Annotated in this window: 28 protein-coding genes, 2 tRNA genes and 1 pseudogene; 21 read left to right on the forward strand and 10 right to left on the reverse strand. The window is 70.2% G+C overall.

Going from position 1 to position 26,767, the window contains the following annotated elements:
- The first annotated feature begins 162 nt into the window (after positions 1-162).
- Both ACFY9V_RS02085 and ACFY9V_RS02090 read left to right on the forward strand, forming a co-directional pair.
- Positions 163-1,137 carry a LysR family transcriptional regulator gene (locus ACFY9V_RS02085; protein ID WP_391158775.1) on the forward strand — a complete coding sequence of 325 codons (975 nt, stop codon included), beginning with the start codon at positions 163-165 and terminating at the stop codon, positions 1,135-1,137.
- Complete coding sequence (locus ACFY9V_RS02090) at positions 1,134-2,048, forward strand: serine hydrolase (RefSeq protein ID WP_391158777.1); 915 nt, start codon at positions 1,134-1,136, stop codon at positions 2,046-2,048. Before ACFY9V_RS02085 ends, ACFY9V_RS02090 begins: the two co-directional genes overlap by 4 nt.
- Before the next feature lie 72 nt (positions 2,049-2,120).
- Here the strand turns inward: ACFY9V_RS02090 and ACFY9V_RS02095 are convergent, their stop codons facing one another.
- The 3 genes and pseudogenes from ACFY9V_RS02095 to tgmA form a co-directional block, all read right to left on the reverse strand.
- The gene (locus tag ACFY9V_RS02095; RefSeq protein WP_391158779.1) at positions 2,121-3,092 is read right to left on the reverse strand and encodes a methyltransferase; all 972 of its coding nucleotides are present in this window, start codon (positions 3,090-3,092) and stop codon (positions 2,121-2,123) included.
- Positions 3,089-3,649, reverse strand: a pseudogene (locus tag ACFY9V_RS02100) (MvdC/MvdD family ATP grasp protein). Before ACFY9V_RS02100 ends, ACFY9V_RS02095 begins: the two are co-directional and overlap by 4 nt.
- 4 nt (positions 3,650-3,653) lie before the next feature.
- A complete protein-coding gene (gene tgmA, locus ACFY9V_RS02105) occupies positions 3,654-3,923 on the reverse strand; it encodes a putative ATP-grasp-modified RiPP (protein ID WP_391158782.1) in 270 nt (89 codons plus the stop codon).
- Positions 3,924-4,078: 155 nt separating this feature from the next.
- Here tgmA and ACFY9V_RS02110 point away from each other — a divergent pair, with 155 nt between their 5' ends.
- The 3 genes from ACFY9V_RS02110 (at position 4,079) to ACFY9V_RS02120 (ending at position 6,592) form a co-directional block, all read left to right on the forward strand.
- Positions 4,079-5,146 carry a hypothetical protein gene (locus ACFY9V_RS02110; RefSeq protein ID WP_391158784.1) on the forward strand — a complete coding sequence of 356 codons (1,068 nt, stop codon included), beginning with the start codon at positions 4,079-4,081 and terminating at the stop codon, positions 5,144-5,146.
- A gap of 65 nt (positions 5,147-5,211) precedes the next feature.
- Positions 5,212-5,808, forward strand: a complete 597-nt coding sequence (locus tag ACFY9V_RS02115; protein ID WP_391159541.1) for an ElyC/SanA/YdcF family protein — start codon at positions 5,212-5,214, stop codon at positions 5,806-5,808.
- Positions 5,809-5,836: 28 nt separating this feature from the next.
- Positions 5,837-6,592: a WbqC family protein gene (locus ACFY9V_RS02120; protein WP_391158787.1), complete on the forward strand. Its 756-nt coding sequence runs from the start codon at positions 5,837-5,839 to the stop codon at positions 6,590-6,592.
- A gap of 15 nt (positions 6,593-6,607) precedes the next feature.
- On the opposite strand, the gene ACFY9V_RS02125 is transcribed toward ACFY9V_RS02120, so the two are convergent.
- Positions 6,608-6,680 (reverse strand) — tRNA-Ala (locus ACFY9V_RS02125).
- A gap of 106 nt (positions 6,681-6,786) precedes the next feature.
- On the opposite strand from ACFY9V_RS02125, the gene ACFY9V_RS02130 reads away from it, so the two are divergent.
- Together ACFY9V_RS02130 and ACFY9V_RS02135 are read left to right on the forward strand one after the other, a co-directional pair.
- A complete protein-coding gene (locus ACFY9V_RS02130; RefSeq protein ID WP_355336678.1) occupies positions 6,787-7,350 on the forward strand; it encodes a DNA-binding protein in 564 nt (187 codons plus the stop codon).
- Between the two features lie 17 nt (positions 7,351-7,367).
- The gene (locus tag ACFY9V_RS02135; protein ID WP_391158790.1) at positions 7,368-8,738 is read left to right on the forward strand and encodes a protein kinase; all 1,371 of its coding nucleotides are present in this window, start codon (positions 7,368-7,370) and stop codon (positions 8,736-8,738) included.
- Between the two features lie 106 nt (positions 8,739-8,844).
- Here ACFY9V_RS02135 and ACFY9V_RS02140 read toward each other — a convergent pair whose 3' ends face one another.
- The 5 genes from ACFY9V_RS02140 to ACFY9V_RS02160 all read right to left on the reverse strand — a co-directional run bounded on the left by ACFY9V_RS02140 (position 8,845) and on the right by ACFY9V_RS02160 (position 15,257).
- Positions 8,845-10,236 carry a hypothetical protein gene (locus tag ACFY9V_RS02140; protein WP_391158793.1) on the reverse strand — a complete coding sequence of 464 codons (1,392 nt, stop codon included), beginning with the start codon at positions 10,234-10,236 and terminating at the stop codon, positions 8,845-8,847.
- Positions 10,233-12,362 (reverse strand): VWA domain-containing protein, encoded by a 2,130-nt coding sequence (locus ACFY9V_RS02145; protein WP_391158795.1) that lies wholly within the window; start codon positions 12,360-12,362, stop codon positions 10,233-10,235. Before ACFY9V_RS02145 ends, ACFY9V_RS02140 begins: the two co-directional genes overlap by 4 nt.
- Positions 12,363-12,591: 229 nt before the next feature.
- On the reverse strand, positions 12,592-12,732 hold the full coding sequence (locus ACFY9V_RS02150) for a DLW-39 family protein (protein ID WP_223187219.1): 141 nt from the start codon (positions 12,730-12,732) through the stop codon (positions 12,592-12,594).
- 1,145 nt (positions 12,733-13,877) lie between these two features.
- On the reverse strand, positions 13,878-14,384 hold the full coding sequence (locus ACFY9V_RS02155) for a deaminase (RefSeq protein ID WP_391158797.1): 507 nt from the start codon (positions 14,382-14,384) through the stop codon (positions 13,878-13,880).
- A 36-nt stretch (positions 14,385-14,420) separates the two neighbouring features.
- A complete protein-coding gene (locus tag ACFY9V_RS02160; RefSeq protein ID WP_391158800.1) occupies positions 14,421-15,257 on the reverse strand; it encodes a GntR family transcriptional regulator in 837 nt (278 codons plus the stop codon).
- A gap of 546 nt (positions 15,258-15,803) precedes the next feature.
- Between ACFY9V_RS02160 and ACFY9V_RS02165 the strand changes: the two genes are divergently transcribed.
- The 14 genes from ACFY9V_RS02165 to ACFY9V_RS02230 all read left to right on the forward strand — a co-directional run bounded on the left by ACFY9V_RS02165 (position 15,804) and on the right by ACFY9V_RS02230 (position 26,591).
- Positions 15,804-16,070 (forward strand): DUF6284 family protein, encoded by a 267-nt coding sequence (locus tag ACFY9V_RS02165; protein ID WP_391158802.1) that lies wholly within the window; start codon positions 15,804-15,806, stop codon positions 16,068-16,070.
- On the forward strand, positions 16,067-16,837 hold the full coding sequence (locus ACFY9V_RS02170; protein WP_391158804.1) for a DUF2637 domain-containing protein: 771 nt from the start codon (positions 16,067-16,069) through the stop codon (positions 16,835-16,837). The genes ACFY9V_RS02165 and ACFY9V_RS02170 overlap by 4 nt, the downstream gene beginning before the upstream one ends.
- The gene (locus tag ACFY9V_RS02175; protein WP_391158807.1) at positions 16,834-17,475 is read left to right on the forward strand and encodes a diguanylate cyclase domain-containing protein; all 642 of its coding nucleotides are present in this window, start codon (positions 16,834-16,836) and stop codon (positions 17,473-17,475) included. Before ACFY9V_RS02170 ends, ACFY9V_RS02175 begins: the two co-directional genes overlap by 4 nt.
- Complete coding sequence (locus ACFY9V_RS02180) at positions 17,475-17,861, forward strand: RRQRL motif-containing zinc-binding protein (protein WP_391158809.1); 387 nt, start codon at positions 17,475-17,477, stop codon at positions 17,859-17,861. Before ACFY9V_RS02175 ends, ACFY9V_RS02180 begins: the two co-directional genes overlap by 1 nt.
- 29 nt (positions 17,862-17,890) lie before the next feature.
- Positions 17,891-18,283 (forward strand): ATPase, encoded by a 393-nt coding sequence (locus tag ACFY9V_RS02185; protein ID WP_391158811.1) that lies wholly within the window; start codon positions 17,891-17,893, stop codon positions 18,281-18,283.
- An 88-nt stretch (positions 18,284-18,371) separates the two neighbouring features.
- Positions 18,372-20,648 carry a cell division protein FtsK gene (locus ACFY9V_RS02190; RefSeq protein ID WP_391158813.1) on the forward strand — a complete coding sequence of 759 codons (2,277 nt, stop codon included), beginning with the start codon at positions 18,372-18,374 and terminating at the stop codon, positions 20,646-20,648.
- A gap of 244 nt (positions 20,649-20,892) precedes the next feature.
- Entirely contained in the window at positions 20,893-21,093 is a 201-nt protein-coding gene (locus ACFY9V_RS02195) for a hypothetical protein (RefSeq protein ID WP_391158815.1), read from the forward strand.
- Positions 21,090-21,284: a hypothetical protein gene (locus tag ACFY9V_RS02200; RefSeq protein WP_391158817.1), complete on the forward strand. Its 195-nt coding sequence runs from the start codon at positions 21,090-21,092 to the stop codon at positions 21,282-21,284. Before ACFY9V_RS02195 ends, ACFY9V_RS02200 begins: the two co-directional genes overlap by 4 nt.
- A 21-nt stretch (positions 21,285-21,305) precedes the next feature.
- Entirely contained in the window at positions 21,306-21,908 is a 603-nt protein-coding gene (locus tag ACFY9V_RS02205; RefSeq protein ID WP_391158819.1) for a hypothetical protein, read from the forward strand.
- A gap of 4 nt (positions 21,909-21,912) precedes the next feature.
- Positions 21,913-22,317, forward strand: a complete 405-nt coding sequence (locus ACFY9V_RS02210) for a hypothetical protein (RefSeq protein ID WP_391158822.1) — start codon at positions 21,913-21,915, stop codon at positions 22,315-22,317.
- Positions 22,318-22,405: 88 nt separating this feature from the next.
- Positions 22,406-23,266 carry a DNA primase gene (locus tag ACFY9V_RS02215; RefSeq protein ID WP_391158825.1) on the forward strand — a complete coding sequence of 287 codons (861 nt, stop codon included), beginning with the start codon at positions 22,406-22,408 and terminating at the stop codon, positions 23,264-23,266.
- A 2-nt stretch (positions 23,267-23,268) separates the two neighbouring features.
- The gene (locus tag ACFY9V_RS02220) at positions 23,269-24,744 is read left to right on the forward strand and encodes an ATP-binding protein (RefSeq protein WP_391158827.1); all 1,476 of its coding nucleotides are present in this window, start codon (positions 23,269-23,271) and stop codon (positions 24,742-24,744) included.
- A 483-nt stretch (positions 24,745-25,227) separates the two neighbouring features.
- Positions 25,228-25,392, forward strand: a complete 165-nt coding sequence (locus ACFY9V_RS02225; protein WP_391159543.1) for a helix-turn-helix domain-containing protein — start codon at positions 25,228-25,230, stop codon at positions 25,390-25,392.
- Between the two features lie 2 nt (positions 25,393-25,394).
- Positions 25,395-26,591 carry a tyrosine-type recombinase/integrase gene (locus ACFY9V_RS02230; RefSeq protein ID WP_391158828.1) on the forward strand — a complete coding sequence of 399 codons (1,197 nt, stop codon included), beginning with the start codon at positions 25,395-25,397 and terminating at the stop codon, positions 26,589-26,591.
- Between the two features lie 55 nt (positions 26,592-26,646).
- On the opposite strand, the gene ACFY9V_RS02235 is transcribed toward ACFY9V_RS02230, so the two are convergent.
- Positions 26,647-26,723, reverse strand: a tRNA-Ile gene (locus tag ACFY9V_RS02235).
- Positions 26,724-26,767 lie beyond the last annotated feature (44 nt).

Here is a 26,767-nt window from a genome sequence, read left to right on the forward strand (position 1 = left end):
CGGTCCTGGTGGCCGCAGACGGCCCACGGCGTCGGTGCGGGGGCACACCGTACGGTCGGCCCCTCGTCCCGGAGTCAAGCCCGCGACCGGGCCGTATGTCGAATATGCTCTTGATGTCGGATCGATTCACAGGCCGTATCGGCCCACGCCAGGGGGCACGGATTGCTGACGGAACGGCATCTGGAAATCTTCGTCGCGCTGGCGGAAGAGGGACACTTCGGGAGCGCCGCGCAGCGGGTCGGCATCACGCAGCCGCCGCTGTCGCAGGGCCTGCGACGGCTGGAGTCGCTGCTCGGCGTCCGCCTCTTCGACCGCGAGCGCGGGGTGTCCCTCACCGAGGAGGGCGCCCTGCTGCTGCCGCACGCCCGCCGGGCGCTGGCCGCGCTCGCGGAGCTGCGCGAGACCGGTGCACGTGAGCAGGCCGACGGCCGCCGTCTGCGCCTCGGGCTGGCCCCCGAGGTGCCCGCGCCCCTCGCGGCCGACGCGGCGGCCGAGGTCGCGGGCGCGCCGGTACGGACCGGTGAACGGACGCGCATCGGCGTGACGACGGCGCCGACGGCCGTACTGCTCAACGACCTCGCCGCCGGGCGGCTGGACATCGCCGTGATCCGGCACCCGTCCGTGCTGCACGGTCTCACGGCGGGCCGGGTGATCCTGCTGCCGACCTGGCTCCTCACCCCGGCCGGTCCGCACGTTTCTCACGGCGACGGTCACGGTGACGATGGCGGTGCCGGTGGCGGTGGCGCGCCGCCGCGGCTGCCCGTCGCCGTACGACCGCGGGCCGAGGCGCCCGCGGCCCACGACCTGTTCGTGGACACCCTGGCCAGCCGTGGCCGCCGGGTGGAGACGGTGGTGGTCTCCGACGAGCGCGCCGGGCTCGCACTGGTGGCGGCGGGCCAGGCGGTGCTGGTCACGGCGGACGACACGCTGACGGCCTCGGGGGTGGAGCGGCGCGCGGCGGCCGATCCGCCGCTTCCGCTGCGACTGCGGGTGGCCTGGAATCCGCGGCGGCCGGGGGCGGGGGAGACCGCGCGGACGGCGCGGCGGTTCGAGGAGAGCCTGGCCCGTGGCGTCGCGGCCCCTCACACCTCTGGGCACTCTCCGCACGGCGCCCCGGCCCGGCGGGTGGCGCCGTGAGCGGCACCCGGCACACGAGCGGGGTCGAGCGGGCCATCCGCGCCCTGTTCGACGACGCGGGCGTCCGCGGCTGGCTGCACGTGGCGGATCTGCGCCGCCCGTCCGACCAGGTGACGATCGACCCCGGCGAACGGCTGCCCATCGCCTCCGTCTACAAGGTGCCGCTGATGGCCGCCTTCTGCCGCCTCGCGGACGCCGGGCTGCTCGACCCGCGCCGCCCGGTGACGCTGGAGCCCGACGAGCGCGTCCCCGGCGCGACCGGCGTCTCCGTACTCCGCGACCCCGTCACCATGTCCCTGCGCGACCTGGTCGTCCTGATGATGACCATCTCCGACAACGCCGCGGCCGACGCCGTCCTCCGCGCGGTCGGCCCCGACGTGGTCGACGCCATGTGCCGCGAGCTGGGCATGCCCGACACCCGCGTCCACGGCGGCGCCGCCGGCACGTTCAGCCGCCTGGTCGCCGAGACGGGCGCCGCCTCCCTGGACGCGGCCCTCGCCCGCGTCGCCGACAACGACTCGGTCGCACCCCCTGGCGTGTACGACCCGGCCTTCACGGCGTCCGGCACCCCCGCCGACATCGCCGTGCTGCTCCGCGCGATCTGGACCGACGAGGCCGCCTCCGCCGCCCGTTGCGCCTTCATGCGCGACGTCATGCGCCGACAGCCCTGGACCCACCGCCTCGCCTCCGGCTTCCCCTACGACGACATCACCGTCTACGGCAAAACCGGCACCTTCGGCTCACTGCGCCACGAGGCGGGCGTCGTCGAATTCCCCGACGGCACCGCCTACACCGCCGTCGTCTTCACCCAGGCCGCCCGCTCCGACACCAAACTCCCGCGCGCCGACGCCGTCATCGGCACGGCGGCGCGACTGGCGGTGGAAGCACTACGCGCCACCCGCACCACCTGACCGCCCCCGGCCCCCAGGTACGACGGTGGGCCTTCGCGGTGTGGACGACTCGGCGGAGATCCTCACCACGCCTCAGGCGAGGACGTGTTCCCAGTTCAGGGCTGGCGTCCCTTCGATCCAGTAGCGGTGGGACGCCTGGGTGATGCGGAGCCGTACCGAGTTGATCTCAGGGTGTCCGGCGGCCTGCCAGGCGACGAGCGCGCCCTCGATCCTGTCCCAGAGAGGTACGGGGCCGCCCTGCCGGACCGTCCACCGGCCGTCCTGGGCGGTGAATTCCGCGAAGGACTCCCGGTCGGGGTCGAAGAGGTACAGCAGGCCGGTCCCGTCGCTCCGGACGGCGCGGACGAGATGTGCGCCGGGTGCGGCGAGTTGAGCGAGGAAGGCCGGCATCCAGTCGTCGAGGAGGGTCGGTGGCACCTTCGTCTTCCGCTCGCTGTCCACGTAGGCGGTGCGGGCGGACAGGTCGCCTGCCACCGGCACGACGGCTTGGGCACGTGCCTGCATGAACGACGAGCGGCCCAGGCCGTCGCCGGTGACGGTCCATGCGGAGAAACCGAGCGATTCCAGCGCGGTGTCCGCGCGCTCGGCCACCTCCGGATCGACCTCGACCGTGGTCACGTTCTCCGCGCCGAGGCCGTGGCACATCAGGGCGGAGGAGTAGCCGGTACCGGTGCCGATTTCCAGGACCCGGTGGCCGGGCTCCAGGTCCAGATTCTCGATCATCCGGACGACGGTGGCTGGGGTGGTGGAGGAGGAAGTGGGCACCCCGGCAACGGACTCGGCCGACTGGTCGGCGGTCAGGTGGCCGTCGAGCTGAGTGGTGAGGGTGTCGCGACCGTACGCGGTCCTGAGCCACTCGGTGGGCTCGGTGCCGGCCGCCGTGACGGGTTTCCAGAGGCCGCCCTCGTCGAGGAACACCCCGGGGCGGAGGAACACCTCGCGGGGTACGGCTTCGACGGCCGCGCGCAGCCAGGGCGAGATGAGGTCGCCGTGTCGAGCCAGCGCCGTGGCGAGGCGGCGGCGCTCGGGCGCGGAATCGGTCACGGGCTTTCTCCCTGTGCGAGCAGGTCGGCGAACGCGGAGGACATCGGGAGGCCGGTCTCGGTCGCCAGCCACCCCCACTGGCCGTTGGGATTCAACTCCAGCCACCAGTAGTCGCCCGCCCGATCCACGGCGAGGTCGAGTCGCTGTGCGAGGGCGAGCTGCGCGGGTTTGTAGTCGGCGGCGGCGATCCGCTGGGGATGGTTCACCCAGAGCGGGCCGTCCATCGCGTAGAGGAGACCGCCGAGCCCGAAGCGGACCTGCGCAGCCGCGAACCGGGCGTCGTCCGGGCGCAGATGGGAGAAGGCCGGTCACTCGGGGCGGCGCCAGTACACCGCGCGGACGCGGGCCAGGTCGGCTGTCCTCGACCGGGTGCGCAGCCGCCCGGCCATGGAGTCCGGGCGGGTGCCGAACCGGGTCGAGACCGTCAAGTCGGCACCGATGTCAGCAGGGTTGAACCTGACCACGGGCACGTTCCGCCGGTTGAGTTCGGTGATCACCATGTCGGCGGTCAGGTCGTCCGCCTCGGTCACCACCAGAACCGGCCTCTCCTCGGTCACGGCGTCAGTCCTGCTCGGAATCCTGGTCGTGACCCTGATCGTTCTTGGAGTCCGAGTTCGTGGTGGTCGACGTTTCGGTGCCCTTGCTGGTGCCGTGCGCGCCCATCTCGACCAGCAGACCGGCGCGATCGCGGAACACACCTAATTGCGTGCCGGGGTCGACGACGACCGTGGCATGCGGGCGCTGTGCGGTGGTCGGGTACGGGGCGAGACGGCCGACGCCCCACGGTGCGGTGGGCTGGGGCGCGAGTCGCTGCTCGGTTCGGGTGACCACGCTGATGACCTCCACGGCGGGACGAACGGATCGGGTCCTTCGAGCCTGCCGCGGCCCCATCCCGCCGGGAATGAACCGCCGTTGCACCTTTGTGGCACTTCCGTGGCCGCTCGCACACCGTCCGTGATTCCATGGCGGCGGGAGGTAGGCGCGCTGTGGTGAACGTGAGTCGATGGACGGGCCACGAGGCGGGCTTGCTGCGGCAGGCGCTGCGCATGAGTGTGCGCGCTTATGCGGCGCATCTCGGCGTCGGCATCCGCACCGTCTCGAAGTGGGAGAAGCTGGGCACGGACACCTGCCCCTGGCCCGACACGCAAGCCATTCTCGACACAGCCCTCGCTCGTTCCGACGCCGCCGTACAAGCCCGATTCGATCAGCTCATGGGTTCGTTCCCCGGTCGGCGACCGACCAGGACGCCCTCGCTCGCGGTCGCCGATTACGAGACCTGGACGGAGGATCTGGAGCGCGGCGCGGTGTGTCTCGACCGCCAGGACTTCTCCTTCGCCGCCAGCCTCCTGGAACGTTGGCTCGGTCGGGTCCGGACACGGGACCTGGACGATCGCGGCTTGTACCTCTACGGTCGCTCCCTGGTCCTCTCCGGCGACCTGCGCCGACTCCAGGGCACCCTTCAGGACTTGATGACCGCCAAGCGCCTCTACTGCGACGCCCACGCCGTGTTCACCGAACTCGGCATCCCCCGCCGGGCCGCGCAGATCGAACTCTCGCTCGCGGTCGTCACCGAGATGGCCGGACGGCTGGCCCCCGCCGCCACGCTTTATCAACAGCTCACCGACGACGAAAGGCTCGGCTCGACCGACCGCGCTCGCGCCCTGCTGTGGATCGGCACCGCCCTGTCCAAGCACGGCCGCAACGAGTTCGCCATCCAGGTCATGGCACAGGCAGCCGAGCGGTTCGAGGACCTGGACGAACCGGAGGACTGGGCGACCGCCCAGCAGAAGCTCGCGCTGGCGCACCGCGGCGTCGGCGATCTCACCCGGGCGCTGGCGTACATCGACACGGCCCGCAGCAACGGCCGTTTCGAGACCCCGCTCCAGCGCGTCCAGATCGACACCGCGCACGGTCACATCCTGCTCACCGACCCGGCCACCCGCAGTGCCGGCGACTCCGTGCTCGACCGGGCCTCCGACACCGCCACCCGGTACGGCCTGAAACACCAACTGCGGAGCATCAAGACCGTGCGTGAGAGCGAGGAGTACGCGTGACCAGCCAGGCACCGATCAGCGACGCGGACCGGGCCGACGCCCGCACCATCTGGGACTTCCACCAGATGGGCCACGAGCTGAAGCCCTGCTCCGCCGCGATCACCCTCGGCAGTCTCGACCTCGGTGTGGCCACCACCGCCGCTGACCTCTACCGCGCCGGCATGTTCCCGACCGTGGTCTTCACGGGCGACACCAGCGCAGCCACCCAGGCACGATTCCCGCGCGGCGAAGCCACCCACTACCGCGAGCACGCGCTCTCCCTGGGAGTGCCGGACGAGGCGATCCTGCTGGAGCCCAAGGCCACCAACACCGGTCAGAACATCGGCTTCTCCCGCGAAGTGCTGGAGAACGCGGGCATCCCGGTAACCACCCTCCTCCTGATCTCCATGCCGTACATGCAGCGCCGGGCCTACGCGACATGCCGCAAGGTGTGGCCCGAGGTCGAGCCGGTCTGCGTCTCCCAGCCTTTGCCGTACGACGAGTACGTCAGGACGCATGACGACGAGAAGCAGCTCATCGACATGCTCATGGGCGACATGGAACGGGTGATGGAGTACCCCAAGCGCGGATTCGCCATCGAGCAGCACGTCCCTGAAAGGGTCCGCGATGCCTTCGAACGCCTCCGCGCCGGTGGTTACGACACCTGGCTCCTGCCCGGCTGACCGAACCGCCTCCTTGCACGCACCGGCCGTGCGCTCGTGCGCGATCCATCAGCCCAACCTCCTGCCCCGCCTCTCCACACTGGCGAAGCTCTACGCGGCCGACGTATGGGTGGTCCTCGACGACGTCCAGTTCGTCCGTCGCGACTACCAGCACCGAGCCCGGCTCGCGGGGCTCCACCGCCCGGAGCAATGCCGGTGGCTGTCCGTGGAAACCCATCTCCCTTACGGGCGCGCAACATTGATCCGCGAGGCCCGACTCGTAGACCCGTCACGCGCCGCCCGGCGCCTCAGCCAGTTGCCCGCACAGCACTACCGCCTCAGCGGCTACTGGCCGTCACTGCAAGCCGCCCTCCAACCCGCAGTCCAGGCGGTCACTGAAACCGGTGGGACAGCGTCCGTCGCTGAATCCACCACCCGCGCCCTGCTGAACGTCCTGGACTGGCGCGGCTCCATCGTGCACAGCAGTGACCTCGCCGCGTCCTCGGACCGCTCGGCACGCCTGGCCGACCTCACGAGGGCGGTCGGCGCCGACACCTACCTCTGCGGCACGGGCGGCATGCGATACCTCGACCGAAGCCCCTTCGCCGAGCGGGGTCTCAGCGTCCACGCACTCCGTCCACCATCCTCCGAGGGCCTGTGGACGGGGGCGGCGACAGTGTCCGCCCTGTGGGCACTCGCCGCGTACGGCCCCCGCAACGTCAAGGCCGCGTTCGACGAGTTCCTCACAGCTCGTGTCCCGCACGCCAGCGGCCCCCTCGCCCGGACCGGGCGAGGGGGCCGCTGAACTGCGGGAACGCTGTGGAGCCTAGGAGATTCGAACTCCTGACATCTGCCTTGCAAAGGCAGCGCTCTACCAACTGAGCTAAGGCCCCGCTACGGGAGACAGCGTACCGGTTCCGGGGGCGGGGGCCGAACGGGTATGGGGGTGGGTCCGTAGGATGGGTTTGCTGGATTCGCGGGAGCAAATTGGGAGCGCGTATGGATGCGTCGGCGCAGGACTCGGCACGTCGCGCGCAGGAGGCGAGGGAGTTGCAGCGGGGGTGGTACGGGGAGCCGTTGGGGGATCTGTTCAGGCGGCTGCTGGCGGACCTGGGGCTGAACCAGGCGCGGCTGGCGGCGGTGCTGGGGCTGTCGGCGCCGATGCTGTCGCAGCTCATGAGCGGGCAGCGGGCGAAGATCGGGAATCCGGCGGTGGTGCAACGGTTGCAGGCGTTGCAGGAGCTGGCGTGGCAGGTGGCGGAGGGCCGGACGGGGGCGATCGAGGCCGCGGCGCGGATGGACGAGATCCGGGAGCTGGCCGGGTCGTCGGTGCTGGGCGGGACGACGACGCACTCGGCGGCCGGGGAACTCCCGGCGGCGCCCGCGCGCCAGGTGGTGCGGGGCATCCAGGACGTGCTGCGGTCGGTCGCGTCCGCGCAGGAGATCGAGCGGGCGGCGCACTCCCTCGCGCCCGCCCACCCGCAACTGGCAGAGTTCCTTCGTGTGTACGGCGCCGGGCGGACCGGTGAGGCGGTCGCGCACTACGAGGCGCATCAGGACTGAGGGGAGGGGCGCGCACCATGGGTGAGGTCTTCGCGGGCCGGTACGAACTGGTGGACCCGATCGGCCGCGGCGGCGTGGGCGCGGTCTGGCGCTCGTGGGACCGCCGCAGGCGCCGCTACGTGGCCGCCAAGGTCCTCCAGCAGAGCGACGCGCACGCGCTGCTGCGTTTCGTCCGCGAACAGGCGATGCGGATCGACCACCCCCATGTGCTGGCCCCGGCGAGCTGGGCGGCCGACGACGACAAGGTGCTGTTCACCATGGACCTGGTGCACGGCGGCTCGCTGTCGCACCTGATCGGCGACTACGGGCCGCTGCCGCCGCACTATGTGTGCGTGCTGCTCGACCAGTTGCTGTCCGGGCTGACCGCCGTGCACGCCGAGGGCGTCGTCCACCGCGACATCAAGCCCGCGAACATCCTGCTGGAGGCGACCGGCACCGGCACCCCGCACCTGCGCCTGTCGGACTTCGGCATCGCCATGCGCAAGGGCGAGCCGCGGCTGACCGAGACGGACTACGTGGTCGGCACACCCGGCTACTTCGCGCCGGAGCAGATGCTCGGCGCCGAGCCCGACGTCCCCGCCGACCTCTACGCGGTGGGCCTGGTCGCGCTCTATCTGCTGGGCGGGCAGAAGCCGGACGCGCAGGCGATCTCGGAGCGCTTCCTGACGATGGGCATGCCGCCCGCGCCCGTGGGGGTGCCGGAGCCGCTGTGGCAGGTCATCGGCGCGCTGCTGCAACCCGACCCGCGGGCCAGATTCCGTACGGCCACCGGCGCGCGCAAGGCGCTGGCCGCCGCCGTGGAGCTGATCGGGGAACCGGCCGCGGGCGACGAACCGGTGGAGGTCTTCGACCAGATCGGCCCGCTGCCCGAGGGCTTCGGCCCGGACGGCCCGCTGCCCGCCAAGTCCTCGCAGTCCGCGGAACGCGCGAGGCACGCGGGGCCCGCGGAACCGGAACCCGCCGCGCCCGCCGCCCCGGCCGTCCCGGAACCGGCCCGCGCCCTCACCACCGGCTTCCCCCTCGCCGCCCCGCAGACGACCGCCCCGCAGACGACCGCCCCGCAGACAGTCGGCCGGCAGACAACGGCCCCCGCCCCCGTACAGCCGGTCACCCACACCAGGACCCGCGCGGAGCCGTACACCCCCGCCCAGCCGCTCCCCCCGGCCGCGCCCATCGCCCGTACCGCCCCGACGCGCCCGCTGCCCGACCCGGCGGCCACCGGCCCGGCAGCCGCGGACCCCGCGGCCGGTCACAGCGCCGGTACGGTCTCGGCCCGCCTCCCGGTCCGCGCGCCCACGCCGGGCCCTTCGGCCAAGGTGGTCGTGCCGGTCCTCGTCGTCGCCGTCCTGTGCTTCGTCGTCGGCATCCTGGCCCTGCTGGCCTCCTAGAGCCGCCGGCCTCCGCGCGGAAACGGGTAACAGCCGCCCTCCAGGGAGAACGACTGTTACCGGCATCCGTACAAGAACCCGTACGAGAGCCCGTACAGGACACCCGCTACCAGGCAGGCGGCGGCCCGTACCCCGGCTGCGGCGGCACCGCGTCCGCCGTCCGCGCCGCCCGTCGCCGCGCGGCGACGAACCACACCACGAGCGTGAGCAGCAGCACCGTCCCGGCGCCCATGGCGCCGAAGGCGAGGAAGCGCAGCCCCGAACTGCCGGACGACCCGGACGACCCGGTGCCCGAGCCGTTCGCCGCCGAGACGTCGTGCGCGCTGACGCCGATGCCGGCCGCGCCCGGATCACCGTCGTACGCGGGCGCGGGCAGCGCCTCGCCCTTGACGTCCACCCGCAAGGTGACCGGCACCGCGCCCGTCACCGCCTTGGCCACATCGGGGTGCACGGTGACCGCGAAGTAGTACCAGCCCGCGTACCGCACCCGCACCACATCGGTGGCGCTGCCCGCCCTGTTGGCGTACGACACCGGCGCCAGCCGCTCGTTCAGCGAGGTCGGCGCGCCGGAGTAGGAGTGGTCGACGGAGTCGATCAGCTCGCGGACCGGGCTGTACGCCGTCAGCCGCACGCCCTGGCCGATGTACGTGGCGCTGTCGCCGTTGGCCGGAGCGCTGGAGAAGTCCGAGAAGACGGTGGCCTGCTGGCCCCAGTCGACCGGGACCTTGTAGAAGCGCGTCTCGCCCGGCAGCACCTTGTCCTTCCAGATGCCGGTCTTGACGGCCGCCGCCGTCTCGAAGCTCGGGCCGCCGCGGGCCTGCCGCGGGGTGCCCGCGGTCAGCGGGGTCGGCGACGCGGAGCCGAAGTTCGGCGCGGGCTGCGCCGTCGTCCCGGCCTTCAGCGCGGGTTCGAGGACGAAGCGCAGCTCCAGCGGCCACGCGCCGGGGTCGGACGTCCCTGCGCTCGTCCGGTGCACCGACAGCGTGTACTGGTTGGCCTCCTGGCAGGACGTGCCGACGCCCGCCACCCGCGCGACCGCCGAGCCGATCGGCCGGGTCGCGTCGTCGTCACGGAAGTTGGCGTCCCGGCTGTCGCAGGTGGTGCCGTCCGCGCTCTGGAGTTCAAGCTCCAGCCCGTCGTTGTACGCCACCCGCGAGCCGGTCGGCGGCAGCGCGAAGGCCGAGGCGTACGCCGAGGACGTGGCGTCGAGCGTGATCCCGTACATCCGGGTCTCGTTCGGCTTGATCATGTCCCGGTACGTGGTCGCGGCCTTCAACGGCGGCGCGTCCGCCGTGGTCTGCGCCCCCGAGACGGCGGTGCCCTCCGGCTTCCAGGTGGCCGGGGCCTCGGTGGGGACCCCCGTGGAACCGGCCGAGGCCGACCCCGACGCGGAGGACGGGGGCGCGGACGGTGACGCCGTGTCGGCCGCCGCCTGCCCCTGGAGCGCGGCGAGCGCGAGCACGCCCGCCGCCGCGGTGAACGTCAGTTGGCGCTTCATGCCCCACCCCTGTAGTCGTCGCCGGACTGAGTGCCCGGTTGAGTGCCGGACTGTGTGCCCGGCTGTGTGCCCGTCTGAGTGCCGGTCCGAGTGCCCGTCTGTGTGCCCGTCTGGGTGCCCGTCTGGGTGCCCGTCTGAGGGCCGACCAGCGTGTCCGCCTGCGCGCGGAACCGCTGACGGGCCCCGGCGCGGCGGATCAGCGCCGCCACCCCGACCCCGGCCAGCGCCACGGCGCCGCCCGTCCCCGCCGCGAGCAGATCCTTGCCCGTGACCGAGCCGATGCCGGACCCCGCGGCGGAGCCCGTACCGTCACCGTCACCGTCCCCCGCGGCCCGGCCCTTCGTACCGCCGTCGGCGCCGCTCGCGCCGTTCCGGTCGCCGCCCTGCCGGGCCAGCTTCGGCGCCTGGTACTCGGGGCCCGCCAGCTCGTCGCCGGTGACCGCGACCCGCAGGATGACGCCGACAGCGGCGTTCTTCGCCAACTGCGCCGCGTTCGGGCCGAGTCCGACCGCGATCCAGTAGTCGCCCGCACTGTGCACGGTGTCGGCCGGGTCGCCGACCGTCCAGCGGTTGGTCCAGGTCACCGGGACGGTACCGAGGCCGACCGACAGCGGCTTGCCGAAGTACGAGCGCTCGCCGCGGGCGTCGGAGGCGCTCTCGATCGGGAGCCTGCCGGGCGCGAAGGCCGAGGTGGTGACGAAGGTGGACGCGTGGGACGAGGAGTCGTCCAGGACCGGCTCGTTGGCGAATTCCGCCGCGTAGGTGAGCTGCTGGCCCCAGCCGAGGTGGACCTTGTAGTAGCGGGTCTGGCCGGGCAGCAGGTGGTCCCGCCAGACGCCGGTGCCGACCCGTGCGGCGTCGTTGAAGCCGGTGCCGCCGACGAGGTCCTTGGGCGTGCCGGTGACGGGCGCGGGCGCGGTCCCGTAATCGGTCCGCGCGGCGGCCGGTGTGGTGCCCGCGGGCAGCGGCGCCTCGGCGTCCAGCCGCAGTTCGACCGGCCAGCGGCTCCGGTCGGAGGCGGGCGCGCTCGTCCGGTGCACCGACAGCAGGTAGCGGCCCGCCTTGTCGCAGTCGTCCTTGTGGTCGGCGGACGGCACCCGGCTGACCGCGCCGGTCAGCGTCATCGCGCCCTCGTTCTGCCCGAAGTGCGCGGACTGCGTGTCGCAGGAGTAGGCGTACTTGCCCGTCCCCGTGAGCTTCAGCTCCAGGCCGTCGCCGTAGGTGACCGGCACGCCCGGCTGCGGGGCCGCGGTGACCGACGCGTCGGCGGTCGAGACGCCGTCCAGCGTGGCCGCGTACCAGCGCGTCTCGCCGGGGCCGATGGTGTCGAGGTACTGGCCGGTGCTGATCGAGGCGGCGTGCTCCGCCGAGTCGCCGCCGGTGATCCGGGTGCCCTCGAAGCGGTACGCGTCCGCGCTCAGTTGGGAGGCGCGCACGAGCTGGCGGGCGAGCGAGGCGGCGTCCGGCGCGTCGTAGTACGAGCCGTGCCCGGCGCGGGCGACGCACTCCAGCTCGTCGCGGGCCGCGCCTTTGACCTGGAAGCCGACCGTGTTGATCCGCAGGTCGATGCCGTCCTTGCCGTCGCCCGCGAGCCGCGCGGCCACGTCGCACGGCTTGGGCGCCCCGCAGTTGGACTCGCCGTCCGAGATCAGCAGGATCGTGCGCCGCCCGTCGGCGGGCAGGTCGTCGGCCGCCTTGGTGAGCGCGAGCGCCGTCGGGGTGTCCCCCTTGGGCTGTACGGCGTCCACCGCGCGCTTGACGGCGTCCCGGTCGAGCGGGGTGACCGGCTTGGCGAGCGAGGTGTCGTCGCAGCCGTGCGGCTTGCCCGCGCCGTAGACCCGCAGTCCGGTCGGGTAGCCGTCCGGCAGCGAGTCCACGACGGAGCCGACGGCCTTGCGGGCCGAGGCGATCCGGGTGCTGCCCGAGCCGTCGGGGCCCGCCATCGAGCCGGAGGAGTCCAGCACCATGATCAGGCTGCCGTCCTGGCCGACGGCCGGGGCGGCGGGTGCGGCCGGGGCCGCGGCGGCGGTTCCCGCGCCGGTCAGCACGGCCGCGCAGGCCAGGAGCAGCGCCCCGAGCAGCGCGGCGGTGGCGGCTGCCCGCCCCGGTGGTGGTCGTCGTTCCATGCCGTCACATCCCCCTCGCTCCACTTCATTTGCAAGAGCAAACCTAAGGATTTGCTCAGGCAAACTCAAGCGGTTCCTGTCACGGTCCCGCAACAGCCGAGCCGGGCTCGCCCACACGTCCCGGGAGCGGCCAAATCCCCCGACCCGCCCCCACGGCCCCCGGAAACAGCGAAGCCCCGGCGGCACTCACCCATGAGTGCGGCCGGGGCCCGAAGACAGTACGTACGGTTCACACGGTCGTGCTGGATCCCGCCGGAACCGTGTCGGTGGCTTCGGTCCACAGGTCCTGCTCGGCGCGGTCCGCCTGAATCTGTCGGTATACGAACAGTCCGGCGACGGCGGCCAGGGCGACCAGGAGAAACTTCTTCATCGCGTGACCTCCTCCTTGATTCCGTGGGGAGAGCTTCTGACGCGCCCGACTATACACAGCGGCCGATACCGAACGGTGACCTGTGCGGCCTTTCGTTCTACCCTCAACAGCGCGGCCTCACACCCCCCGTACACACCGAAGGCCCCCAACCGACTTGCGGTTGGGAGCCTTCACGCGGTGGGGCTACCAGGACTTGAACCTGGGGCCTCTTCCTTATCAGTTAGATACGTCACGTCGCGCCGACCGCCGAGGCAGGGCATACGCCCTGATCAAGCCGCTGCTTGAGCTTCGCAGCGTTCACCGCTGTCAATCGGTGTCAGCCGATGTTGATGTCGGCTGCTGATGTCGATGGCCTAGCGGTGCCGTACCGCAACGGCCACTCCCACCACAGCCGCCGCCGTACCGAGCGGAGCGGCCAGCGTCGGCAGGACCGCAACCGCACCGCCGCTGGCTACCGCCATGCCGATGATCCAGTAAGAGCGCAAGGAGGGTCGGCGCCTCTTGGACCCCTTGCTTCGAGTTGACGGGTCCGAGTCGCTGGGTAGGGTCATAGGTGACCTTTGCTAGAGGGTCAGGGCGGCTCCCGTTCCCGCGGGGGCCGTCTTTTTTACGGCCGCGCCCTGTTGCCAACGATCGTGACAGGTTGCGAGGGCCACTCCAAACGAGCTATCCACAGCCTGTGTGGATAAATGGGCCCCACGTTGGGGATAAAGGGCCGTTTTCTGTGCATGAACCTGTGGAAGTGGCTGTGGACAAGACCAACTCAAAACAGACAAGTGCGCGTTGACCTGCGATTTTCTCCTCTACACCCTGTGCAGGAGAAAAACTTTTCTAGTTACCCAGCGTGAGCCAAAAAAAGCCCTCAATAGATATCAAAGAGGACACCGAACATGTAGGACTTTAGCGACATAAGGCGCATACTAAAGACTCTCGCCTAGGGCATCATTGCCCCGGTTAAGGCCAGCCTTGACGCCTGGCATGTTTCCGTGCTGGGAATCCGAGTTGGAGGGCTCATCCACTTCGGTCGACGGCAGGCGTTCCCGCCGGTACCGATGGACGTTCAAGCAGACCCCTGTGGCGGCTGACAACACTTGAGTACCGCCAGCCACCACATAGGTCGGCAACCCACCATCGCGTGAGTGGAATCAGAACTTGGGCACGACTGGCTCAGCCAGTTGATCCGCCCAAGACCGCAGGACGTCGGCAGCCTGCTCCCCTAGTTCTCCGCCCGCTACGTCCTCTTGCAGGGAACGGCGTTCCGCTGGATAAGTCAGCTCCCGGTAAAGCTGCAAATCCTCGAACCCATTCGCCGCCACATCGTGACTGGTGGCACCGAATACGATACGCGGCAACCGCGCCCAATAGCAGGCGACTAGGCACATGGGACACGGCTCACTACTGGCGTACATGACGCCATCCTCGAACAGGTGGCGCCGCAGATTTGCGCCGGTGTTCCGGAGTGCCATGACTTCGGCGTGTGCCGTTGGATCGGAAAGCTCTACGACACTGCTCGTACCTTCGCCGACGACTTCACCACCAATGACGACGATCGCACCGAATGGCGTCTTCCCCTGATCTTCGAGCGAGTGTCGAGAAATCTCGATCGCGCGCTTCAAGAATCCTTGATCGGTCTCAGTGAGATTGGTCGACACTGTCGTGTCCCTTCCGCGTTGTCACCCGAAGCGATGCTAGGACATTGATCCGGACTTCTTAGGCCACGGCTTGAGCGGCGTGATGAACCGAAGCTCAGTGCGGTCTGCCGGATACTCGGCGTCTGAGATCTCTACGACGCGGTCGTTCGCGTCAAGCGAGATCCTGCGGCAAATGATGAGTGGCACACCCTCCGGGAGTCCCCATTGCTGCGCCTCAACCGTGGTCGGCATGCGGCCGGTCACTTGATCAACCACGCACATGATTTCAATTCCAACGGTGGATAGCTGATGCTGAGTTCCGCCGGGCCACGGCTCATTATTCTCGTCCAGAAGAGCCGGATTGGCGCTGATGAGATCAACCGGAATGTACGCCGTACTGAACGACAGCAGATGATCCGTACGGGAATCCTTAGACACGTACCGCCGACGCAACAAAGAATCCGAAGTGGTGATGCCGAACAGTTCGGCAAGTTCGGCAGTAGCCGGGATCGTCTCGTAGTCCGAGGTGAATACCTGATCGTGAATCGACATGCTGAGATTCGTCTCAGCCTCGCCGACATCTGCCCGCTCCGTTTCCGGGCGACGCGCTAGATCCTTCTCTGCCTGGTGGCGCTCCGACGATCGCACCACCCGGCCCGGCGGGATGCGGACCACGGGCGCCTTGCCTCGCCCTGTGGTGATCAAGCCCTGCGCCTTCAGCAGAGCGACCGCCGACCGAGCCGAGTTCATCGACGTTTCCCAACGCTCGCAGATCTCACCGAGCGTCGGCAGGGATGCGCCGGGGGCCAGCTCGCCGCGCTCGATCTCCATGCGCAGGTCGTCAGCAATCCGAAGGTGGATCGGCGCTTGTACCGCCGTGGGCTGAGGTTCCATGCCTCCCAGCATCCCAGTTCGAGGGTTTGTGGGCAAACCTCTTGCGCGCCGCGATTGCTGCCGCTACCGTCATCAGCAGTTCGCAGGTTTGCCCACAAACCCACGAACTAGGTTCGACTCAACTCCACAGTGTGATCTACCGCAGTACGACGGCCGTGAGGACACCGGCCGAGGCGTGTGGAGACCAGTCGGGAAGTTCCCTGGTGGGACAGGCCGACTCAAAAGAACGGACCTGCCCTGAGGGCACTTACGCCGCGCGATGAGACCGGGAGACGACTCCCCGGGAGAGCGGGACTGAGGGACAGGTTCATGTCGCGTACGGCGGGCACGCCGACTCCCGATCAAGTCGGTCCGCGCGGCGGCAGTGACCGCGCACCTCGTACGTTTCGCAGCCCTGTGTTGCCCAGACGTCCCCGGCTCCGGCCGGGGGCGGTGGGGAGCGTCGGGAAGCTTTCCCCGCTTCGGTCCTGACGGCCGGGCGGCTCCGGAGGTGCAACTCCGGAGCCGCTTGTTCGGGCCGTTCCGCCTGCGAGAGAGGCACGACCCATGAGAAGTATCTTCCCTGATCACGACCGTGGCACCGCCACGGACCTTGACCGTGAGCCGACTGCCGCTGAGCTTGCCGCGATCGACGCTGAGATGCCGGTCATCGCCGCGGACATCGACCTGTTGGACGCGCGAATCATGGTGCTGGACCGTCAGCCGACCGAGCTGGACGCGCGGCGTATTCGCCGTGCCGAGCACCGGCTAATGACCGCCCGCCGCAACCTGGCGAACACCTCCCGGGATCTCCCGGCCGGGGGTGCGGCATGAACCGGCAGGCGAAGACGCTCTTGGTGGGCGCGTTAGTGGCCGTGGTCGCCCTTGCGTTCCGAGTGTCGTGGAACGCACAGCGCGACATCGCCCGGACCGTCGGCGCGGACGCAACGGCGGCGCTGCTGTACCCGTTCGTGGTGGACGGTCTGATGGCGCTCGCGCTGGTGGCCACCCTCGTACTGACCGGCACGGACCGGAAGTTCGCGCTGCGGGTGCTGGCCGGGTACACGGCCGCGTCGCTGGTTTTGAACTACGTGCACGGTCTGGTGCCTGCTCTGCACAACGGCACGGCCGGGCGCATGCAGCTCGCCGACTGGGCACCGGCCAATTGGTCGCTGGTGTTGCTGGCCACGTCGCTGCCGGTCGGGTCGATCTTCTTCGGCTCCGACCTGGTGGCGAAGATCCTGCACCACCGGCCCGCCGACACCGCGCCTATTGCCGAGGCGCCCACACCGGCCGCACTGCCGGTTGTCCCGGCCGTGCTGTCGGCGCCGGAGGCGAAGGCTGCGCCGCGTAGGCGTCCGGCCAAGCCCGCGGCCACGATGCCGACTTCCGGGCGGCGCAGCGTTGACGATGTGCTCGCCGACGCCCGGACCGCCACCGCCGACTGGCCAGTGACCGAGCTGACGGCGGACCGTATCCGGACCACGGTCAAGTGCGGTGCCGGGCACGCCCGGACCGTCCGCGACGTGCTGCGAGCCGAGCGCGCCACTACCCCGGATCTGCCCGCGGTTCCTGCGGAGTCCGAGGCAGTGGCGGCATGAGCACGCTGCTCACGACGCTTGCCGCCGCGGTGCCGTTGGCGGCGGGGTGGGCGGTTCATCTGGTGTGGCTGCGCGGCCGGTTGGCCACGGCTCGCCGTGACCCGCTAACCGGCCTGCTCACCCGCGACGGCTTCACCCGCCGCGCCACCGCACTGGTGCGCGACGAACGCGCCGTGGTGGTGCTCGCGGACGTTGACCGCTTCAAGCACGTCAACGACACGTTCGGGCACCCGGCCGGGGATGCACTGCTGAAGGCGACCGCTGACCGGCTCGCCCACTACACCGGCACCTCCGGGGTTGCCGGGCGGCTGGGTGGCGATGAGTTCGCCGCAGTGCTCATCGACCGGCACGGCACCATCGGCGACCTGCTGACCGTACTTGGCGGTGTGCTGGCCCGCCCCGCCCCCGGCGGTGACGACACCGTGCAGACCACCGTCTCGCTCGGCTGGGTCCGTGCCGGGGACTTCCCCGGCGAGGATCTGCCCGGCCTGCTGCGACGGGCGGATGAGGCGATGTATGCCGCCAAACAAGCCCGTGCGCGCGTCCGCCGGGCCGGTATCGGCTCGCTGTTCGCCACGGTTGCCGGTCGCCGTTCCGGGCGCCGCGGCGCCCGCACCGGCCACGGGCAGGTGGCCTGATGTCCCCGGCGTTCGGCTCCTGCTACGACCCGACCGGCGCCACGTGGGGGATACCCACGTATCCCTGGCGGCTCGCCCCGGACGGCATGGCCACCCGCCGCCAGCTCCGGGCGAAGGGCTTGCGGCCGGGCGGTCAGCCGGTCGCGGCACAGATCATGCGCCGCTCGCGCCGCCGCAAGACCGGTTACGCGGTCGCCTACCTCTACCGCCTCGACCTGGCGAAGCCGGTGCGGGCGATGACGCCGGCCAAATGGTCCGCGCACGCCGCCGCCATGACCGCGCGCCGCACCTGCCCGGCCTGCCGCACTGATGCCGGATACGTCATCCCGCTCTCGCTCGGCATGTGCGTGCCCTGCGCCTACCCCGACGAACAGCGCGCCGCCTGAACTTCCCCCAATCTTCTAGGAGTTCCGCTGTGCTCACGCAACCCGTCGATGTCGAGATCGTCTCGTTCGGCTTCCTGCATGCCCCCGCACCGGCCGCACACATCGTGCTGGACCTGCGCCATCACTTCCGCGACCCGCACATCAATCCCGCCCTGCGGGAGCTGACCGCGGACGACGAACCGGTGCGTGCTGCCGTGGCGGCAACGCCCGGCATTGACGTGCTGCTCAACGCCACGCTGACCGGAGTGCTCGGCTTCCTCACCGGTCCCAGTACTGGTCTGGTGACCGTCGCGGACGGCTGCGCCGGGGGGCGACACCGGGCGCCCGCGTTCGCCATGACCCTGGCCGACCGGCTGCGCTTCATCGGGCTGACCGTTCAGGTCACCCACCGCGACATGCACCGGCCCGTCGTCCAGCGCTGACCCCGATCACCACCCGCGGGCCCGGCCGCTCACTTTCCACGGCCAGTGACCGGGCCCGCTCCCTCTCCCATTTCTGGAAGGACCTTCAGTGAAGCACCCCGACAACGAGCACAACGACAACAACGAGCGCGACCTGTTCGCGCGACTGGAAGCCGACCTGGCGGCCGACTTCGGCGGTGAGGTGGTCGATCTCGACAGGGCCCGTTCCGTCCGCGACGCGTCGGCCGACACCGACCCGACCGCTCCCGAATCCGAGTCGGCTCCGTCGCCCGACCCGGTGCCCGACTCCAGCGCGGACCGGTCGGCGGACTCGGTTCCCGACGCGTCGGCCGACCCGGCCGCGGCCGTGATGGTCGATGGTCCGGCCCTCGTCGGTCCGGGATACCTGGGCCGGTTGATGGGGGCGAAGCGGCGGGACACGCTGCCGGTGTGGCTGCGGTCCGCCGCGGAGTTCCGTACCGCGCTCGGCTGGGCTGCCGGGCACTATGCCCACCTGGTGGCGTTCCACGGAATCCGCTGCCCGTATTACGGTGCGCGGTTTGCCGTGCAGGCTCCGCGCGGCGCGGCGAAGTTCACCGGCGCCACCCTGCGGTGGGCCGCCGACCGTGAGGGCGAGCCGGTGCGGCTCGCCGCGGTCCGGCGCGAAGACGCGGGCGAGTACCTGAAGTTGTCCCGGCAGCGTGACGGCCGGGTGCGGCTGCGTACCCTGATCGCGGCGCTGGGTGCCTTCATCGGCCTGGGGTCGGCTCTGGCGATGTACGTGCTGGCCCCGGACTGGCTGCTTGCCGTCTCCACGGGCGCGGTGGTGCTGGCGCTGGGCGCTCTGGGCACACCGGCGGATGCGCCGGTGGTCAGCCGTGCGGTGGACCTGCCCAAGACGACCAAGCTCACGTCCGACATTGTGCTCCGTGCGCTGGGGGCGTTGGGGATTCCGGCGATCAATCAGGCGCAGGGCAAGGGGAGGGACGGGTTCGCCTTCACCGCCCCGATCACCCGCGACGGGCCCGGCTGGCGCGCTGAGGGCGACCTGCCGTACGGGGTGACCGTCACCGATGTGATCGAGCGCCGCGACCGGCTCGCTTCCGGGCTCCGGCGTCCGCTGGGGTGTGTGTGGCCTGAGGCGGTGCCGGATGAGCACACCGGACGGCTGGTGATGTGGGTGGGTGATCAGGACATGTCCACCGCCCGCAAGCCCGCGTGGCCCCTGCTCAAGGGCGGTTCGGTGGATCTGTTCAAGCCGGTGGCGTTCGGGACCGACCAGCGCGGGCGGTGGGTGGAGATCACCCTCATGTACATCGCGGCCGTCATCGGTGCAATCCCGCGCATGGGCAAGACGTTCCTTCTCCGGCTACTGCTGCTCATCGCCGCCCTGGACGTGCGCGCTGAGCTGCACACCTACGACCTCAAGGGCACCGGCGACCTCGATCCGGTCGGCGAACGCGTCAGCCACCGGCACCGCGCCGGGGACGATGACGACGACATCGAATACGCCCTGGCCGACCTGCGCGAGGTGCGGGCGGAGCTGCGACGCCGGGCGAAGATGATCCGCTCGCTGCCGCGGGACATCTGCCCCGAGTCCAAGGTCACCAGTGACCTGGCGAACAAGCCGGGCCTGGGCTTGCACCCGATCGTGATCGGGGTCGATGAGTGCCAGGTGTGGTTCGAACACCCCAAGCACGGGGCGGAGTTCGAGGAAATCTGCACCGACCTGGTCAAGCGCGGCCCCGCCACCGGGATCGTGCTGCTGCTGGCCACCCAGCGCCCGGACGCGAAAGCCCTGCCGACCGGCATCAGCGCGAACGCGTCGGCGCGGTTCTGCCTGAAGGTCATGGGCCAGTTGGAGAACGACATGGTGCTCGGCACGTCCAGCTACAAGCGGGGCATTAGGGCGACGATGTTCTCCTGGAAGGACAAGGGCATCCACTACTTCGTGGGTGAAGGCTCCGACGCCCGCATCGTGTCGTCGGTCTACGTCGATGCCCCGACCGCCGACGCGATCGGCCTGCGCGCCCGCAAGCTCCGCGAGGTGGCCAACACGCTGTCCGGGCACGCGCTTGGCGACGCCTTCGAGCCGGACGCCGGTGCGGGCTATGACCTGCTGCGCGACATCCTCGCGGTAGTCCCGGCGGAAGAGCCCAAGGTGTGGTCCGAGACCGTCACCGCCCGGCTCGCCGAACTGCGCCCCGACGTCTACGGCGGCTGGGATGCCGAGCAACTGGCGTCCGCGCTCAAGCCGTTCGGTATCGCCACCGTGCAGGTGTGGGGCAAGACCGACACCGGGAAGGGCGCCAACCGCAAGGGCGTCGAACGCTCCCGCATCCTCACCGTGATTGCGGAGCGTGACGGAAACCGGGACGCGGGCTGAAGCTGTCCGCCGCTAGACCTAGCGGCACACCCCGCTAGGTCTAGCGGCACCTCTAGACCCCTATCCGGCCGTTGAGCTGGCACCTAGGTTCTAGCGGCCCACCTGCGAAAACACCCTCACCGCCCGGAAAGGGCACCTGATGACCCTCATCCTCGCCGCTAGTCTCCTCACCCTCGCTGTCACTGTCGGTTACGCCGGTGTGTGTGCGGTCTCGCCGTTCGGGACCTGCCGCAAATGCTCCGGCATGGGCCACGGCACCAAGGTCAACCGCCGCGGCAAGGTCAAGCGCGGCAAGGACTGCCGCCGCTGCAAGGCCACCGGCAAGCGCATACGCACCGGCCGCCACCTCTACAACCTCTGGCGCACCACCTACGACCGCGGCACCACCGAACCGCCCGCCACGGCGCCCGCCCGCGCCTTCGCCCGCCAGGGAGACCCCCGATGATCCTGTCCGTCTCCGCCGTGCTGCTCTTCGGCGTCGCCTCCGTCTTCGCGGTCCGCTCCAAGTCCGCCAACGTGCTCGCCGCGGCCGTGCTGTTCCTGTTCGGGTTCTACGCCGCCGCCTCCGGCATGGCCGGACCCATCAACGACTTCATGACCAGCGCCGCCCACACCCTCGCGCAGATGCGCACCTAACACCGGATCGGAGAGACCGTCATGAACGAACCGATCACCTACCGCCACTGGGCCGCCGACCTCGCCCCCAAGGCCGTGCCCGCGCTGGCCACATCGACCGTGCTGATCCTGGCGCGGATCTGGAACGCAGGCGGCGCCCAGCACTCCATCGGTGACGCCTCAGTGATGGGCGTGCTCGCTATCGGCGCCGCCTTCGCCGGGAACGCCCTCGCCCGCGGCGAGAGCGGGGAGCCGGTTGCCGCCGCGGTCGGCTTCACCGCGGCCGGGACGTTCGCGCTCGCCGGGGTTGCCGCCTACACCGAGAGCCTGCCTTTGCCGTTGCTGCTGTGGTCGGTGGCCACCGTGCTGGCCTACGTGCTCGCGCACCGGCACTGGCGCGACCACCGCCGCGAAGCGACCGCTTACGAGCGGGCCACCGTTGACCGGCGCGAGACGCAAGCCCATGTCGAGACTGTCGAGATCATCCGCGCCCGCGCCTCCGTCGAAACCGCGCAGGCAGGTGGCCAGTACGCCACTGCCCTCGCCGCGGCACTCACCGCCCGCGCCGCCCTGTCCGGCTACGACCCCGCCGCGCTCGCCGCGGCCGGACTGCCCGAACTGCCCGCCACCGCCAAGGAGCGCTGATCCCGTGATCGAGCCTCACACCGGGGAGGGCTTTGACGCCCCCGCCCCCGAAACTGCGTATGCCGGTGCGCCCGCGATCGTGCGGGAGATCAGCAACGTTCTGGCCCTGACCACCCGCCTGCACCGCGCCGACGATCGGGACACCGCGACCGAGCGGGAACAGCGCCTGCGCAAGGCGGCGCTGCTGGACCGCATCGCGCTGTTCGAAGCGACCGAGTACGCGCCCGGCGTCGCGGCCGAGGCCATCGCCATGGCCGAGGCGGGGGCGCGCAAGCTCGCCGCCTACGACACCGAACACGACACCAGCACCGGGCCGATCGGTCCCGGCTCGCCCGAATGGGACCCCTCCCACCGGCCCTACGTCCGCCAGGAATACGCCGCCTGGGCCCGGCAGCACACCGGCACCTGATTCCGCCCGGTACGGCCGCTCCGTCTCGCCAAAGTCGCGCGGCCGTACCGGATTCCAGGTCCCATCCAAGAGAACTGGAGACCCCAGCATGACCCAACTCACCACCATGCGGCCACGGTCCGACCGGCCGTTACAGCTCGCCGCAATCCGGCTCGCGGCTGACGGCCTGCCCGTGCTGCCGCTGCGCGCGGGCAAGGTGCCGTTCGGCAACTGCCCGGCATGCACCAAGAACGTGTGCGGTGGTCGGCCGAACATGAAGACCCCCGGCCCATGCGTCTGCGCGTACCCGTGCCACGGCTGGGCTGCCGCAACCACCGACCCGGACACCCTCAACTCCCCCGCGTGGGGTCAGGCGTGGGGGCGGGCGGCGGCGGTGGCTTACCACCCCGGCGGCGCTGGGCTGACTGTGGTCGACCTCGACAACGCCGACGCCATCACCTGGGCCCGGAAGACGCTGCCCGCAACGTGGGCCGTGCCCACGACGCGGGGCGAGCACTGGATCTACCAGGGCGTCATGTCCTCCGCGAACACGGTGCGGCTCGGCGTGGACATCAAGTCCGCCATGGCCTACGCCCGTTGGCTCGGGCCCGGAACTGGCACGGCGGCGCCCCTGCCGGACGCCGTGCGGGCCCTGGTGGTGAAGGCGCCCGCACCGGTCCGGCCGGTCACCGCGCCCGTACCGGCCGGTGGCGGGGTATGCCGCCACCGCACCCCCGCCTACCTGGAACGCGGCATCGTCATGGCCGAGCAGCAGATCGGCGCCGCGTCCAGCGGGGTGCACACCACGGTCTACCGGACGTTCCTGGCGGTGCTTTCCGCACATGGCCGGTGCGGCTGCCTCACCGAAGCACACACGGCACGGCTGTTCGCCGCAGCGCAGGCCAAGGGCGAAACGTCTCGCCACTGCACCGACGCATGGACCAACGCCCGCACCCGGCTGGGGGTGTAGCCGTGTCCGACGACGACAACAACCCCGCCCGCAAGGTCATCGCGGACTACGCGCAAGCCCACTTCCGGTACTTCCGCACCGCCGACGGCACCGTCTACGCACAGCGCAACCGCCACCCGGTGGCCCGGCCGATCCGCTCGCAGGGCACCACCGGCAGCCACCGGCAGGAACTCATGGTCGGCCTGTTCCGCGACGCCGTCGGCGTCTTCAACGGGAGCGCCCTCAAAGAGGCGCTGGACCTGATTGAGGCGCTGGCGCTGTCGGAAAACGTCCAGCCGGTCCACATCAGGGTTGCCCCCGGATTCGACGGGGCCACGTGGCTGGACCTCGGACGGAATGACGGGCAGTCGGTCCGTATCCACCCCTCAGGGTGGGACATCCTCACCCCCGATCCGCGGGAGGTGTGCTGGCGCCGTACGCAGCTCACCGGCGAACTCCCTCTCCCGGCCAAGGACACCGACGGCAAGGGAATCGATCTGCTGCTGAGGCTATGCAACTTCGCCACCGCCGAGACCGAGTGCCTTGCCATCGCGTGGCTGATCGGCTGCCTCGGACCCTCCGTCCCGGTACCAGCACCGTTCCTCACCGGCCCGCAGGGCGCGGGGAAGTCCACCGCGGGTCGGATGCTCATCCGGATCATTGAGGGCATGAGCGGGGACCTGCGCCGCGCCCCCAAGGATGAGGAGAACCTGATTGCCGCGGTGGCGGCCGGTTGGGTCACCGCGCTGGACAACCTGTCCCACATGACGCCGGACCTGTCCGACGCGATGTGCTGCATCGTCACCGGCGCCGAGAGCGTCAAGCGGGCCCTGTTCACCGATGGAGACGTGTTCCGCGCCCGCTACCGCCGCCCCCTGCTACTCACCGGGATCGATGTCGGCGTCATCCGTCCTGACCTCGCCGAACGCCTCCTCCCGCTCCGGCTGGAGCGGCCCACGGTGCGGCGCACCGAGGCGGAACTGTGGACCGAATACGCCGAAGCCCTACCGGTCGTCCTCGGGTCGCTGCTGGACCTCACCGTCAAGGTGCGGGCAGTGACCGCGGAAACACCGACCGATCTGCGGATGGCGGACTTCGCCCACCTGTGCGCGCAACTCGACGCCGCCACCGGCCTCGGAGCGCTCAATGCCTACCGGGCGAGTCTGGACGACCTCAACGACGACGTGATTGAAGGCGATTTGCTCGCCCAGACCGTCCTCACCCATGCCGAGAACATCGCCCCGGGCACGCCGGATCGGATGACCTCAACCGAGTGGCTGGCCTGCCTCAGCCGCCTCTACGCGGGCGAGGAACTGCGCACCCTGCCCAAAGGGTGGCCGACCACGGGCAAGGTGCTCTCCGACCGTCTCAAGCGCCTTCAGCCCACCCTCGCCGCCCGCGGCGTCCTCATCGATTCCGGCCGCACCAAAGAGGGCCGCTACCTCGAAATCACCCGACCCGCACCACCGGCACCGCCCGAGCAACAGCAGGCGTTCTGACAGGCGTTCACCCGGACAGGCAAGAAGAGCACCACGGCGCGCGTGCTCTTCTTGCTGTTCGGCGCGACCGCGCCGCCCAAGGGTCGCGCCGCGAAGCGGCTCCTTCATCACGTCTGGAGGCACCCCGCACAGACCACAGACACCCCCTCATTTGTCCTAAGAGGGAAACCGCTGCGTCACCTGCGTCACCAGACCCCAAAACCCGCCTCTGAGCTGCGGGAACAGGGGTGACGCAGACGGAAAGGTCTGCGTCATCCTGCGTCACCTGCGTCACCCGATGACGAAGCCAGTGACGCAGCGGTGACGCACGCCCCTGCCGCTGCGTCACCCAAACCCGCAGGTCAAAGACCCGGGCGACGCAGGTGACGCGGTGACGCAGAAATCCCAACCTCGGACAGGCGCGACCTCAGCACGCCCCTGAACACTCCTGCCGGACCACCGCGCGAAGGAGTCGCCGTGACCACCGCTCCTCTCCCGGAAGCCATGACCGTGCCCGAGGTCATGGCAGCTCTCCGGATCAGCCGCCCGAAGGTCTACGACCTCATTCGCTCACGCGCCCTCGTGAGCTTCACCATCGGCCGCGCCCGCCGCATACCTGCGGAAGCGCTCGCCACGTACATCCGCACCCGAACCGAAGACGAGGAATGAGCATGGCCAAGCGTCGCCCCAATGGGGCAGGCACCATCACGAAGCGCACAGACGGCCGCTATCAGGGTGCGGCCTACGTGACCACCACCAGCGGTCAGCGGAAGCGAGTCTTCCGCTACGGCAAGACATACGACGAAGTCGCGGAGAAGATCGCCAAGCTTCTGGAGAACGACCGTGGCGGTGTCCCTGTCCCGGATCGAGCCTGGAAGCTCGGGGAATGGCTGGACTACTGGCTTGAGCACCTGGTCAAACCGAACCGGGAACCGACCACGTACAACAAGTACGAGTCGATGTCACGGCTCTACCTCAAGCCCAAGCTGGGCAAGAAATCCCTGACCAGGCTCACCCCGGTAATGGTGCGTGCCATGCTCGCCAACCTCCGGGCGGAGATCCCTGACCGGAAGTCCACGCAAGCTGAGGTGTTGCGCACCCTGCGGAACGCACTCACGCGGGCCATGCAAGAAGAACTGGTCGGCCGCAACGTGGCCCGGCTGGTGGACATGCCGCAGGCGCCGCCGGTGAAGAAGAAGCCGTGGTCAGCAGCCGAGGCGATTCAGTTCCTCCGCACGTGCCGACCGCACCGCCTGTACGCCGCTTTCGTGCTGGTGTTGGTGCTAGGGCTGCGCCGAAGCGAAGTGCTCGGTCTGCGGTGGCAAGACGTGGATCTCGAACACGGCCAGTTCACGCCGACCATGCAAGTGCAGCGCGTCAAGGGCGAGAACGGTCAGCCGAGCACGCTCGTGCTTAAGAAGCTCAAGACCGAGTCGTCCCAAGCGGCCCTGCCTCTGCCTGCGTTCTGTTTGGAGGCGCTTGCCGAGCGGCGGTATCTCCAAGAGCTGGAACGGAGGGCAGGGGGCGCTGAGTGGCGGCAGGAGAAAGACGCCGATCTCATCTTCTCCGAGCGGAACGGCGGTCCGATCGAGCCGCGCGGTTTCTCGCTGAGCTTTGAGCGGCTGGTGAAGCGCTCTGGCGTGAGGCGGATCACGGTCCGGCTGGCCCGGCACACCTGCGGGACGCTGCTGGCCTTCCTCAAGGTGCACCCCAAGGTGGCGCAGGCGATCCTCCGTCACAGCCAGATCAGCATGACGATGGACATCTACACGCACGTGGTGGATGAGGACCAGCGGGCCGCTGCCGTGAAGCTCGCGGAGCTGCTGAAAGGGCACGGCCCGGTTGCCGGACAGATTCCGGACAACTGATGTCAGCCGTAGATGTCAAAGGCCCCTCACCGTTGCCGGTGAGGGGCCTTTGCGCTGGTGGGGCTACCAGGACTTGAACCTGGGGCCTCTTCCTTATCAGGGAAGCGCTCTAACCGTCTGAGCTATAGCCCCGCGCTGCACCGAAAGATTAGCGCACCCTGGGCCATGTCCCAAAA

It is taken from the genome of Streptomyces sp. NPDC008317 (assembly GCF_042955955.1).
GTDB lineage: Bacteria > Actinomycetota > Actinomycetes > Streptomycetales > Streptomycetaceae > Actinacidiphila.

Coding starts and splice junctions, on each gene's coding strand:
- ACFY9V_RS02115 (WP_391159541.1), top strand. CDS start 5,212: ATGGGCCACGAGCTGAAGCCCTGCTCCGCCGCGATCACCCTCGGCAGT.
- ACFY9V_RS02130 (WP_355336678.1), top strand. CDS start 6,787: ATGGATGCGTCGGCGCAGGACTCGGCACGTCGCGCGCAGGAGGCGAGG.
- ACFY9V_RS02135 (WP_391158790.1), top strand. CDS start 7,368: ATGGGTGAGGTCTTCGCGGGCCGGTACGAACTGGTGGACCCGATCGGC.
- ACFY9V_RS02140 (WP_391158793.1), bottom strand. CDS start 10,236: ATGAAGCGCCAACTGACGTTCACCGCGGCGGCGGGCGTGCTCGCGCTC.
- ACFY9V_RS02145 (WP_391158795.1), bottom strand. CDS start 12,362: ATGGAACGACGACCACCACCGGGGCGGGCAGCCGCCACCGCCGCGCTG.
- ACFY9V_RS02150 (WP_223187219.1), bottom strand. CDS start 12,732: ATGAAGAAGTTTCTCCTGGTCGCCCTGGCCGCCGTCGCCGGACTGTTC.
- ACFY9V_RS02160 (WP_391158800.1), bottom strand. CDS start 15,257: ATGGAACCTCAGCCCACGGCGGTACAAGCGCCGATCCACCTTCGGATT.
- ACFY9V_RS02165 (WP_391158802.1), top strand. CDS start 15,804: ATGAGAAGTATCTTCCCTGATCACGACCGTGGCACCGCCACGGACCTT.
- ACFY9V_RS02170 (WP_391158804.1), top strand. CDS start 16,067: ATGAACCGGCAGGCGAAGACGCTCTTGGTGGGCGCGTTAGTGGCCGTG.
- ACFY9V_RS02175 (WP_391158807.1), top strand. CDS start 16,834: ATGAGCACGCTGCTCACGACGCTTGCCGCCGCGGTGCCGTTGGCGGCG.
- ACFY9V_RS02180 (WP_391158809.1), top strand. CDS start 17,475: ATGTCCCCGGCGTTCGGCTCCTGCTACGACCCGACCGGCGCCACGTGG.
- ACFY9V_RS02195 (WP_391158815.1), top strand. CDS start 20,893: ATGGGCCACGGCACCAAGGTCAACCGCCGCGGCAAGGTCAAGCGCGGC.
- ACFY9V_RS02200 (WP_391158817.1), top strand. CDS start 21,090: ATGATCCTGTCCGTCTCCGCCGTGCTGCTCTTCGGCGTCGCCTCCGTC.
- ACFY9V_RS02205 (WP_391158819.1), top strand. CDS start 21,306: ATGAACGAACCGATCACCTACCGCCACTGGGCCGCCGACCTCGCCCCC.
- ACFY9V_RS02215 (WP_391158825.1), top strand. CDS start 22,406: ATGACCCAACTCACCACCATGCGGCCACGGTCCGACCGGCCGTTACAG.
- ACFY9V_RS02225 (WP_391159543.1), top strand. CDS start 25,228: ATGACCGTGCCCGAGGTCATGGCAGCTCTCCGGATCAGCCGCCCGAAG.
- ACFY9V_RS02230 (WP_391158828.1), top strand. CDS start 25,395: ATGGCCAAGCGTCGCCCCAATGGGGCAGGCACCATCACGAAGCGCACA.